Source organism: Kluyvera sp. CHPC 1.251 (assembly GCF_036759945.1).
GTDB classification, from domain to species: Bacteria; Pseudomonadota; Gammaproteobacteria; order Enterobacterales; family Enterobacteriaceae; genus Kluyvera; species Kluyvera sichuanensis.
In genome coordinates, this window is record NZ_JAPKIC010000019.1 from 16,504 (window position 1) to 28,608 (window position 12,105).

8 protein-coding genes are annotated in these 12,105 nt (G+C 56.2%); 3 read left to right on the forward strand and 5 right to left on the reverse strand.

Features of this window, described 5'->3' with window-relative positions; translation table 11 throughout:
• Together V6940_RS22175 and frdA are read right to left on the reverse strand one after the other, a co-directional pair.
• Positions 1-735, reverse strand: coding sequence for a succinate dehydrogenase/fumarate reductase iron-sulfur subunit (locus V6940_RS22175; RefSeq protein ID WP_115074771.1), 735 nt, complete (start codon positions 733-735; stop codon positions 1-3).
• On the reverse strand, positions 728-2,518 hold the full coding sequence (gene frdA / locus V6940_RS22180; protein ID WP_333497348.1) for a fumarate reductase (quinol) flavoprotein subunit: 1,791 nt from the start codon (positions 2,516-2,518) through the stop codon (positions 728-730). The genes V6940_RS22175 and frdA overlap by 8 nt, the downstream gene beginning before the upstream one ends.
• A 310-nt stretch (positions 2,519-2,828) precedes the next feature.
• Between frdA and epmA the strand changes: the two genes are divergently transcribed.
• Positions 2,829-3,806, forward strand: coding sequence for an elongation factor P--(R)-beta-lysine ligase (epmA, locus tag V6940_RS22185; RefSeq protein WP_333497349.1), 978 nt, complete (start codon positions 2,829-2,831; stop codon positions 3,804-3,806).
• A 214-nt stretch (positions 3,807-4,020) separates the two neighbouring features.
• Positions 4,021-5,523 carry a glutamate/gamma-aminobutyrate family transporter YjeM gene (yjeM, locus tag V6940_RS22190; RefSeq protein ID WP_333497350.1) on the forward strand — a complete coding sequence of 501 codons (1,503 nt, stop codon included), beginning with the start codon at positions 4,021-4,023 and terminating at the stop codon, positions 5,521-5,523.
• A gap of 141 nt (positions 5,524-5,664) precedes the next feature.
• On the opposite strand, the gene mscM is transcribed toward yjeM, so the two are convergent.
• From mscM to rsgA, 3 genes are all read right to left on the reverse strand, one after another.
• The gene (mscM, locus tag V6940_RS22195; protein ID WP_333497351.1) at positions 5,665-8,982 is read right to left on the reverse strand and encodes a miniconductance mechanosensitive channel MscM; all 3,318 of its coding nucleotides are present in this window, start codon (positions 8,980-8,982) and stop codon (positions 5,665-5,667) included.
• Between the two features lie 19 nt (positions 8,983-9,001).
• Positions 9,002-10,042: an archaetidylserine decarboxylase gene (gene asd, locus V6940_RS22200; protein WP_333497352.1), complete on the reverse strand. Its 1,041-nt coding sequence runs from the start codon at positions 10,040-10,042 to the stop codon at positions 9,002-9,004.
• A gap of 120 nt (positions 10,043-10,162) precedes the next feature.
• Positions 10,163-11,218, reverse strand: a complete 1,056-nt coding sequence (rsgA, locus tag V6940_RS22205; protein WP_185669306.1) for a small ribosomal subunit biogenesis GTPase RsgA — start codon at positions 11,216-11,218, stop codon at positions 10,163-10,165.
• Positions 11,219-11,325: 107 nt separating this feature from the next.
• Between rsgA and orn the strand changes: the two genes are divergently transcribed.
• Positions 11,326-11,871, forward strand: coding sequence for an oligoribonuclease (gene orn / locus V6940_RS22210; protein ID WP_185669307.1), 546 nt, complete (start codon positions 11,326-11,328; stop codon positions 11,869-11,871).
• The last annotated feature ends 234 nt before the right edge of the window (positions 11,872-12,105 follow it).

The window sequence follows — 12,105 nt, forward strand, 5'->3', positions numbered from 1 at the left end:
TTAGCGTGGTTTCAGGGTAGCGATAAGAAAGTCTTTCGAACTTTCCACTTTACCCTGCTGAATGGCGGCTGCCGGGTCGACGTGTTTCGGACACACTTCCGAGCAGTAGCCAACAAACGTACAGGTCCAGACGCCGTTCTGGCCGTTCAGCTGCGCCATACGTTCCTTCTTACCGTGGTCGCGGCTGTCTTCGTTGTAGCGATGCGCCAGGGTAATCGCCGCCGGGCCGATGAACTCTGGGTTCAGGCCAAACTGCGGGCAGGCGGCATAGCACAGACCGCAGTTGATGCAGCCGGAGAACTGGTGGTACTTCGCCATCTGCGCCGGGGTTTGGGTGTTTGGCCCCTGATCCGGCGTGCGCGGGTTACCGATGATATACGGCTTAATCGCTTCCAGACTTTCGATAAAGTGGGTCATATCGACCACCAGATCGCGCTCGATAGGGAAGTTTGCCAGCGCCTCGACCTTGATCCCCTTGGTATATTCACGCAGGAAGGTTTTACAGGCGAGCTTCGGCACCTTGTTGACCATCATGCCGCAGGAACCGCAGATAGCCATACGGCAGGACCAGCGGTAGCTCAGATCCGGCGCCAGGTTATCTTTGATATAGCCCAGGGCATCAAGCAGCGAGGTCTGCTCATCGTAAGGCACTTCATAGAAGGCGCTGTGCGGTGCGCTGTCCACTTCCGGGTTGTAGCGCACAATCTCAATTTTTAAATTCTGCATCTCAGCCATTCGCCGTCTCCTTCTTCTCGGCCGCTTCGGCTTCGGCGCCATAGACGCGTTTTGCCGGTGGCAGGGTCGTTATCTTCACATCGCTGTAGTCGAGGCGCGTGGTGCCGTCGGCGTCGCGGAAGGCGAGGGTATGCTTGAGGAAGTTGACATCGTCACGTTCGGTACAGCCTTCGTCCAGACGCTGGTGCGCGCCGCGAGACTCTTTACGCGCCATGGCGGAGTGCGCCATACATTCAGCCACGTTCAGACCGTGGCCCAGTTCGATGGTATAGAGCAGGTCGGTGTTGAAGACGCTGGAGGTATCGGTAATGCGGACGCGCTTGAAGCGCTCCTGCAGTTCCGCCAGCTTATCGATGGTTTTCTGCATCAGCTCCGGCGTACGGTAAATACCGCAACCTTCTTCCATCGACAGACCCATCTCGTCGCGAATCTTCGACCAGCTTTCGCTGCCTTCCTGATTCACCAGCGCTTTCAGACGGTTTTCGATGTCGCTGACCTGCGCGTCCAGCGCGCTGCCGTTGGCTTCACCGACGGTTGCCGCGCGGGCCATCGCCTGCTCACCGGCCATGCGGCCAAAGACCACCAGTTCTGCCAGCGAGTTGGAGCCCAGACGGTTGGCGCCGTGCAGGCCGACGGAAGAACATTCGCCGACGGCAAACAGGCCTTTAATACGGGTTTCACACTGCTGGTCGGTTTCGATGCCGCCCATGGTGTAGTGCGCGGTTGGGCGCACCGGAATTGGCTCTTTCACCGGGTCGACGCCAACGTAGGCTTTCGCCAGTTCGCAGATGAACGGCAGACGTTCCAGCAGTTTTTTCTCGCCAAGGTGGCGCAGGTCGAGGTAGACCACGTCGCCGCGCGGCGTTGGCACGGTGTTGCCTTTGCGCCATTCATGCCAGAAGGCCTGGGAGACTTTGTCGCGTGGACCCAGCTCCATATATTTGTTTTTCGGCTCGCCGAGCGGAGTTTCCGGGCCCATACCGTAATCCTGCAGGTAGCGATAGCCGTTTTTATTGACCAAAATACCGCCTTCACCGCGGCAGCCTTCGGTCATCAGGATGCCGGAACCCGGCAGACCGGTCGGGTGATACTGGACGAACTCCATGTCGCGCAGCGGAACGCCGTGGCCCAGCGCCATGCCCATGCCGTCACCGGTGACGATGCCGCCGTTGGTGTTGTAGCGATAGACGCGGCCTGCGCCGCCGGTGGCCATCACCACCGCGTTGGCGCGAATTTGCACCATCGTGCCTTCCATCATGTTCATCGCCACCAGGCCGCGAGCCTGACCATCATCGACCAGAATGTCGAGGACGAAGTGCTCATCAAAGCGTTGGATTTGCGGGAACTGAAGGGAGGTCTGGAACAGGGTATGCAGCATGTGGAAGCCGGTCTTATCGGCGGCAAACCAGGTGCGTTCAATCTTCATACCGCCGAAGCGGCGAACGTTGACGCTACCGTCAGGACGGCGGCTCCACGGACAGCCCCACTGTTCGAGCTGGGTCATTTCGGTTGGGCAATGATGGACGAAGTAATCGACGACATCCTGCTCGCAAAGCCAGTCGCCACCGGCGACGGTGTCGTGAAAATGGTATTCGAAGCTATCATGGTCCTGTGCGACGGCGGCGGAGCCACCTTCTGCGGCCACCGTATGGCTGCGCATAGGATAAACTTTTGAGATCAATGCGATTTTGGCTTTTGGGTTGGCCTGAGCGGCTGCGATAGCAGCACGTAACCCGGCCCCGCCTGCGCCAATAATGGCTAGATCGGCTTGAAAGGTTTGCACGACATTCCTCCAGATTTTTGTTATTTCACAACAGGCTGCGTTGGGGGATATCACGTGGCCTGCGCAAAAACGTTTCCACTGCTCCTTTATGGGTAAAGCAGTATACCCGTAGGGTTGTGGGGGAAATTTGATGTGTTCGATTTTTTTGTCGTTATGTGCGGCTATTTATCACTGTAGCTGATGAATTACGTTGCGGAATTAATTAGGGAAATGTTGCTCCCGGCCATAGGGGAAATTATTGAGCAATATTTGTGTCGTGTATCACTTGCGGGTAGACTTCGTGCCCTTGTCTGAAATCGGAGAAAAAAACATGAGCGAGACGGCAACCTGGCAGCCGAGCGCATCCATCCCTAACCTGTTAAAGCGTGCGGCACTGATGGCGGAAATTCGCCGTTTCTTCGCCGATCGTGGAGTACTGGAGGTGGAGACGCCTTGTATGAGCCAGGCAACGGTAACTGACATTCATCTGGTTCCGTTTGAGACTCGCTTTGTTGGCCCAGGCCATTCCCAGGGAATGAACCTGTATCTGATGACCAGCCCGGAATACCACATGAAGCGCCTGCTGGCGGCGGGTTGTGGCCCGGTGTTCCAGCTTTGCCGTAGCTTCCGCAACGAAGAGATGGGTCGCCACCATAACCCGGAATTCACTATGCTGGAGTGGTATCGCCCGCACTTTGATATGTATCGTCTGATCAATGAAGTGGACGATCTGCTGCAGCAGGTGCTGGAAACCCAGGCAGCGGAGAGCCTCTCCTATCAGCAGGCATTCCAGCGCCATCTGGAAATTGACCCGCTGTCTGCCGATAAAACGCAGCTACGCGAAGTGGCGGCGAAGCTCGACCTGAGCAACGTAGCGGATACCGAAGAAGACCGCGACACGCTGTTGCAGCTGTTGTTTGCCTTCGGCGTAGAGCCGCACATCGGTAAAGACCGCCCAACCTTCGTTTATCACTTCCCGGCAAGCCAGGCATCGCTGGCGCAGATCAGTGCTGAAGACCATCGCGTGGCCGAACGCTTTGAGGTTTACTTCAAGGGTATTGAGCTGGCGAATGGTTTCCACGAGCTGACCGATGCGCGCGAACAGCAGCAGCGCTTTGAGCAGGATAACCGTAAACGTGCGGCGCGCGGCCTGCCGCAGCAGCCTATCGATCAAAACCTGCTGGATGCGTTGGCTGCCGGTCTGCCGGACTGTTCCGGCGTAGCGCTGGGCGTTGACCGTCTGATCATGCTGGCGCTGGGGACGGAAACGCTGGCTGAGGTGCTAGCCTTTAGCGTCGATCGCGCATAACTCGCTCTCCTGAAAGATAAAATGGCGCTTTTTGCGCCATTCTTAGTGATATATTTTCAAATTCCCTCTTAAGGTCACAAGATTAGTCTGGTTATTTGTTATCATCCGGCCAGCAATTTCTCGCGTCGATTTTCCGTTGCCTTGCTTTCGCAAGCATGCAGCGCGGTGCCCTGTCGATGTGTAAAAAAAATGATCCAAAATAAGGGATGGTCACATGACCCAATCAATTAAAAAGATGAGCCTGATAGGACTCATCCTTATGATATTTACGTCAGTATTTGGCTTTGCCAATAGCCCCTCCGCCTTTTATCTGATGGGCTATAGCGCAATTACCTGGTATATATTTTCCGCACTTTTATTCTTTATCCCCTTCGCCTTAATGATGGCGGAAATGGGCTCGGCCTATCGTAAAGAAGAGGGCGGGATCTATTCCTGGATGAATAATAGCGTTGGCCCACGCTATGCATTTATTGGCACCTTTATGTGGTTCTCATCCTACGTTGTCTGGATGGTCAGTACCTCTGCCAAGGTGTGGGTGCCATTCTCTACCTTCGTGTTCGGTGCAGATATGACGCAGCACTGGAGCGTGGCGGGGCTACAATCGACGCAGGTTGTTGGTCTGCTGGCGGTGCTCTGGATGGTGCTGGTGACGACGGTGGCGTCGAAAGGTATTAATAAGATTGCCCGCATTACCGCCGTTGGCGGTATTTCCGTAATGTGTCTGAATTTAGTTTTATTGTTAGTGAGTATTGCCATTTTGTTATTAAATGGCGGCCACTTCGCCCAGCCACTTAATTTCACCACCTCGCCTAACCCCGGTTATCAATCCGGTCTGGCGGTATTATCGTTTGTGGTATTCGCTATTTTTGCTTACGGCGGTATTGAAGCCGTTGGCGGTCTGGTGGATAAAACCGAGAAACCGGAAAAGAACTTTGCTAAAGGAATTGTTTTTGCGGCGATTGTTATTTCTATCGGTTATTCACTGGCGATCTTCCTGTGGGGCGTGAGCACCAACTGGCAGCAGATTCTGAGCGACCGTTCGGTGAACCTCGGTAACATTACCTACGTGCTGATGACCAGCCTGGGCTCAACGCTTGGCAACGCCATGCACCTGTCGCCGGACGTAGCGGCAACCGTGGGCGTGTGGTTTGCGCGTATCACCGGTCTGTCGATGTTCCTCGCCTACACCGGGGCGTTCTTCACCCTGAGCTACTCGCCGCTGAAGGCGATTATTCAGGGTACGCCAAAAGCGCTGTGGCCAGCGTCGATGACCCGCCTGAACGCCAACGGCATGCCGTCCACCGCGATGTGGATGCAGTGCCTGCTGGTGAGCGCGTTTATTCTGCTGGTGTCGTTTGGTGGTGATACCGCGTCGGCGTTCTACAACAAGTTGACGCTGATGGCGAACGTGTCGATGACCCTACCGTACCTGTTCCTGGCGCTGGCCTTCCCGTTCTTTAAGGCCAAAATGGATCTCGAACGTCCGTTTGTGATTTTCAAAAATAAAGGCTCAACCCTGCTGGCAACCAGCGTGGTGGTGCTGATCGTGACCTTCGCTAACATCTTCACCATTATTCAGCCGGTGATTGAGGCAGGGGACTGGAGTAGCGCAATGTGGATGGTCGGTGGGCCAATCTTCTTCTCGCTGCTGGCGATGGCGATTTATGAGAACTATCATCGCCGTATTAACCGTCAGCCGGTTCTGGTGGCAGAGTAATTGGGAACGTTGTAGGCCGGATAAGGCAACGCCACCATCCGGCAACCCGCACCGGATTGCCTGATGGCGCTACGCTTATCAGGCCTACAAAACCTCCACCGCAGCCCGGCCGAACGCAGTGACGCCGGGATTTTTTTTGGATTACAGACTTCCCGGCTGACGTTTGCCTGCGGAGGTCAGCGTTCTTCCCGTTTTCCGGCCATCCAGGGTCTCCAGACGCATCTGGAACGGTGGGAACGGCATATCGATACCGTGCTGGCGGAAACCGGCCAGAATCAGCTGGTGCAGCTCGTGACGCAGCGGCATACGGTGACCCATCTCGGCGGCGTAGATGCGCAGCTCGAAAATCTGAATCCCCTGCTGTAAATCCACAAGAAACGCTTCCGGTGCCGGGTTATCAATCACCAGCGAACAGCGGTGCGCGGCCGTCAGCAGGATTTGCGCCACCTCTTCACTGTTGGCGTCCGACGGCGCGGGAATGCTTAACACCACGCGCGTAACTGAATCCGACAGCGACCAGTTGATGAACTGCTCGGTGATAAACGCCTTGTTCGGCACGATAATCTCTTTGCGGTCCCAGTCGCTGATAGTGGTGGCGCGGGTGTTGATTTTGGTTACGCTGCCGGTCAGGTCTCGAATGGTGACCGTATCGCCAATACGGATCGGCTTCTCAAACAGAATAATCAGGCCGGAGATGAAGTTGGCGAAAATCTCCTGCAAACCAAAGCCGAGACCAACACCGAGTGCGGCGACCAGCCACTGCAGCTTCGACCATTCAATGCCAATCATCGAGAACCCAACCAGCCCGCCTATCAACAGCAGCAGATATTTGGTGATGGTGGTAATGGCATAGCCGGTACCCGGCGTTAAATCCAGGTGTTGCAGAATAGCCAGTTCCAGCAGCGCTGGAAGGTTACGTACCAGTTGGGTGGTGATGATCAGCACCAGAATCGCGATCAACACGGCACCGAGGGTAATCGGCTCGATGCTTTCAACGCCCTGTACCGTTGATGTGACGTCCCACAGCGAAATGTTTTCGAGGAAGCCAAACGCCGAGTGGATTTCCGACCACAGGATAATCACCGATACCAGCGCAATCAGCATCAGAATCGAGCGTACCAGGCGCAGCGACTGCTCGCTGATGGTATCGAGGTTGACTTCGCTCACCTCCTGCTCGGCCGACCCTTCCAGGCTGGTGGCGTGTGCTTCTTCTTCGCCACGGGCGCGGTGTGCCAGCATTTCCGCGCGCTTGTGTTTGGCGCGGTCAAAAGCCAGACGACGGCGCTGAATCAGCATCCAGCGGCGGATGACGTGGTAAATCACCAGCAGCAAGAACCAGATAGCGACTGAGGTTTCCAGACGCGCCAGCAGCGCCTGCGAGGTGGCAAGGTAGCCCACCGCCGCGGTGAAAATCGCGAGCAGAGGCGCGCCAATCATCAGGTTCCACAGCAGCAAGTTAACGCGGTTTTCACCACTGCCGCTTTTATCGAGATACAGCGGGATACCGGCGCGTTTCAGGCTCAACGTTACCATCGCCAGCGCGCCGCAGATCAGGATAAAGCAGAGCCTGCCAAGCGACGCAGAGAACTCGCGATCGTTGAGATTATCGAACATGATCAGCGCCATAATCAGCGGCACGATAAGCCCGATGCTCATCAGGTAGTAGCGCATGGCGCGGGCCACGCGGTGCTGCGGCCAGCCAAAGTGGACGATAAACAGGCCGTTGGTACGGGCAAACGCTGCGCAGATCATCACCACCCACAGCAGCGGTACGGTGGCGGTGACGCCATCACCGACAGCCACCGCGAGCGGGAAGGGCCATGCTTCCTGCAAACCATAGCCAAGCGTTGCCCATAGCACCGGCAGCGGCGAGGCCACCAGAATCGACCAGAAGACCGTGCGCATGGTCAGCCAGAAGTGGTCCTGGGTGACCTTACCGACGCGGGCGCTGGAACGCTCCAGAAAACGCGTGAAGTGCTTGCGTGAGCTGATGCTGAAGCCGACCAGCAGTAGCGCCCCGAATAGCGGGAACAGCGTCTGGCGGCTGGTGAGCATCATCATGCTGGCTTTGCCGAGCTGGCTGAACGTGTCGAGCGAGATCAGGCGGCGCAGGTCCTGCACGATTTCAATCGGCCAACTGAAATCGATAGGCCGCACGTCGGAGGTCCAGAACAGGTAGCGGTGGGTCGCTTCGTTGACCTCTTTCAGCGCGTCTTCCAGCTGGCTGTTGGAGACTTTCAGCTTGGTCAGCTCGAGAATTAGCGTGTCGCCACCCTGCAGCAGGGAGTTGAGTAATTCGCGCTGGGTGCGCAGCTGGGCTTCAAGAATGCGGTTCTCTTCGCTGGTCAACGGCTGGCCGTCGGCCTGACGAATCTGGCGCAGCTGCGGCTGCTTGTTCAGCAAGTCTTCATAGCGCAGACGATGCACGCGCAACTGGGCCATTTCGGTATCAAGCTGCTGCGGTTTTGGCATTTCTGGCAGGCGGGCGACCTGAGCGCGCAGGGCTTCACCCAGCAGGTTAGACGAGCCCAGCCACTGCGACTGCTCGCGCAGCGTGTTCAGGGCCTGGCGCACCTGCAGCGTCTGATTAGCTGCCTGACGCTGCTGGGAGGCGACCAGATCCATACGCTGAGCCTGCTGGTTCAGCGCCTGAGAAAGCTCGCGGTTAATTTTGAACTGATCAACGATACCTGTCGGCAGGTTTTCGCTGTTTTCCGCCAGCAGTTCGGTGCTTTCCAGTGCTCGTTCGGCTTCGCGCTGGCGCTGGCTGTTAAGCTGGTTACGCAGGGCTTGCAGATAGGCATCCAACTGCTCGCTTTGCTTCTGTGCCAGCTCCGAGCGCATGCGTGCCAGCTCCTGGCGGTTATTGGCGGAGAGCTGCGCCAGTTCGAGTTCATCGACCAGCGCTTTCAGTTTGCTGGAATCAGCTTGTAAATTGAAGCTTTGAGCCTGTGCCAGCGGGGTATTACCGGCCTGCGTACCAATGCGACGCTCTACGTCGTTGAGCTGGCGGCGCGCGTCGGTCTGCTGCTGGGGAAGCTGGTTCAGGGAGTCAGCGATATCGCGGGCGCGCTCCTGCTCCTGTTGAGCCAGGCGGCTTTTTTCCAGTAGCTGACTGCTGACCTGCAAAATCTCCTGATTCAGCGCATCGGTGCTCATACCGTCCGGCACCTGGCGCGGTTCGTCACGCAGGTTGTTGAGCTGATTACGCAGCGTCTGGGAGAGTTTGGGGAAGTTGTCGATAACCTGCTGATACTGCGCGGCGCGCTCGAGAGAACCTTTCTGCTCCTCAAGCGCGGTCAGGGCATTTTGTAACGCTTCGACGGTTTCAGGCTGGGCGGGCTTTGCCGCCTTTGCCTGTTCCAGTTCCTGGGCGATTTGTCGAGCGTTGGGGGCCGTCGCTGCGTACGCCCCCTGGCTGAGGCACCAGGCCATCAGTAAAGTGATAATCAGGCGCACGTCAGACCCTTATTTGTTGTTAACTTTTTTCTTGCGTGTTGTCTGCCTTCGGGGCGACATCCTGCTCTGTAACCGGTTCTACCGTAGGTTCAGTGACGAGTTCAACAACCGGTTCGGCAACCGCGTCGGTCGCAGGGGCAACAACGGGCTCAATGACAGGTTCAACAACCGGTGCGGCCTCAGCTTCAACCACGGCTTCGGTGGACATAGCCAGCGGCTCGCCAAGCTTAGTGACGGACAGATTTTTCAGCTGTTCCATCAGCGTGACTTTACCCGGCGCAAACAGGTTGATAACCGTGGAGCCCAGCTTGAAGCGGCCCATCTCCTGGCCTTTCAGCAGCGCTACGGAACCTTCCTGATCGCCTGCCGGGTAGGTCCAGCGTTTAATCACGCCTTCGCGCGGCGGTGTCACGGTACCAGCCCAGACGGTTTCGATGCTACCCACGATAGTCGCACCGACCAGAATCTGTGCCATTGGGCCAAATTCAGTATCGAACAGGCAGATAACGCGTTCGTTACGCGCGAACAGGTTCGGCACGTTCTGCGCGGTCAGGTGGTTCACAGAGAAGAGATCGCCCGGCACGTAAATCATTTCACGCAGGATACCGTTGCACGGCATATGCACGCGGTGGTAGTCGCGCGGCGACAGGTAGGTGGTCGCGAAGCTGCCGTTACGGAACAGGTCAGCCATGATGTAGTTACCCGCGAGCAGCGCTTCCAGCGAGTAGTTATGGCCTTTAGCCTGCAGAATTTTGTCGTCTTCAATCGCGCCAAGCTGGCTAATCACGCCGTCGGCTGGCAACACCAGCACGCTTGGGTCGGTGTTCACCGGGCGGGCATCTTCACGCAGCGGACGAACGAAGAAATCGTTGAAAGTACGGTAGCTGGCGGTATCCGGCTTCTGCGCTTCTTTCATATCGACCTTGTAGAACTTCACGAACAGATCGATAACCAGTTTAGTCAGCCATCCCGCTCGTTTGCTCGCACCCCAGCCTGCGAGACGCGTAAGCCACAGTTTAGGCAGAATGTATTGCAGTGAAAGTTTAAACGAGTTTAACAAGGTAGCCTCCAGGCCATTATGTGTCGATCCTGATCCGACGACGGGCGTCGGATCTTAAAAAGAAAAGCGGCCGATTCTAGCGACTGTTGACGAAAATGTCAGTCGGCAAAATCATAGTTCTCAATTATCTATGTCTGAAAAGTTTTTACGCGTTTTTACCTGCGCCATGGTTTCCAGAATGCGGTGATAATTTTCGAAACGGGTCTCGGCAATCTTCCCTTCCTCAACGGCTGCGCGGATAGCACAGCCTGGGTCAGTATCATGTTTACAGTCGCGATACTTACAGTGCCCAAGGTAGTCGTGGAATTCGACAAAACCATTGGTAATTTGTTCCGGCTCAAGGTGCCATAGGCCAAATTCACGCACCCCCGGTGAGTCGATCACATCGCCGCCGTGCGGGAAGTGGTACAGACGTGCGGCGGTGGTGGTGTGCTGGCCCAGACCAGAGACATCGGAAACGTCGTTGGTCAGAATACGGTCGTCGTTAAGCCCCAGCAGGGCGTTCAACAGGCTGGATTTACCCACGCCAGACTGCCCGGCAAAGATGCTGATGCGGTTGGTCAGCGCGGCTTCCAGCGGCTTTAAGCCGTCCTGGGTGTGGCTGGACGCCATCAATACGGTGTAGCCAATATTACGGTAGATATCCATCTGCTCGTTGACGAACGCCATGCCTTCATCGTCCAGCAGGTCGATTTTGTTTAGTACCAGCAGCGGCTCAACGCTCAATGTTTCGCAGGCGACGAGATAACGGTCGATAATATTCAGCGACAGCTCGGGCAAAATGGCAGAAACAATGACTATCTGATCGATGTTGGCGGCAATGGGCTTCACGCCGTCGTAAAAGTCAGGGCGCGTCAGTACCGAGGTGCGCTCGTGCACCGCTTCAACGATACCTTTAACGTTCACCCCTTCGGCGGCGGTTTTACCCGGGCGCCATACGACGCGGTCACCGGTGACCAGTGAACGGATGGTGCGGCGGATGTTGCAGCGGTGGGTTTCACCGTCGGCGGATTCCACGTCGGCATGCATGCCAAAGCGGCTGATGACTACCCCTTCGGCGGCTTCGCCAAACAGGTTGTCGTCGTAATCTGGCTTCTCCGCGGCAGTTGTGAGGCGGCGCTGGTGGTTCGCCTTAACGCGGCGCTGCTGACCTTTGGAGAGTTTATTTTTACTCAATCGTGCTGACTCCTGGTCGCCCATATCGGGCAAAACCTCTATGATACACGCTAATTAATACTAGTTAACCCGCAGCGGCAGGTTAGACAAGAAGGGTGGAAAATAGCATGAGTGCAGATGAAAACAACCTCATTTGGATCGATCTGGAGATGACAGGTCTGGATCCCGAGCGCGATCGCATTATTGAAATCGCCACGCTGGTGACCGATGCTCAGCTGAATATTCTGGCGGAAGGGCCGACCATTGCCGTTCACCAATCTGATGCGCAGCTGGCGCTGATGGATGACTGGAACGTGCGTACCCACACCGGCAGCGGCCTGGTGGAACGCGTGAAGGCGAGCACCATGGGCGACCGTGAAGCGGAGCTGGCAACGCTGGAATTCTTAAAGCAATGGGTGCCTGAAGGCAAATCACCAATTTGCGGCAACAGTATCGGTCAGGATCGTCGCTTCCTGTTTAAATACATGCCGGAGCTGGAATCCTACTTCCACTATCGCTATCTGGATGTCAGTACCCTGAAAGAGCTGGCGCGTCGCTGGAAGCCGGAAATTCTGCCGGGCTTTAAAAAGCAGGGCACTCACCAGGCGATGGACGATATTCGTGAGTCGGTGGCGGAACTGGCCTACTACCGCGAACATTTTATTCAGCTTTAACGTGCTAAAGGGATGAATTGGCGCTAAAATAGTCAACTTGCCGATTTATCCAGCACTTGAACGATTTTTTTAAAAAAACGCTTCAAGGGGGGTTGCAGGGGGAAAGAATTCTCGTATAATGCGCCTCCCGTAACGAAGCAGAAATGCGAATTACGACAGCAACAAAAATTGCCAGATTTTGCGGGAATAGCTCAGTTGGTAGAGCACGACCTTGCCAAGGTCGGGGTCGCGAGT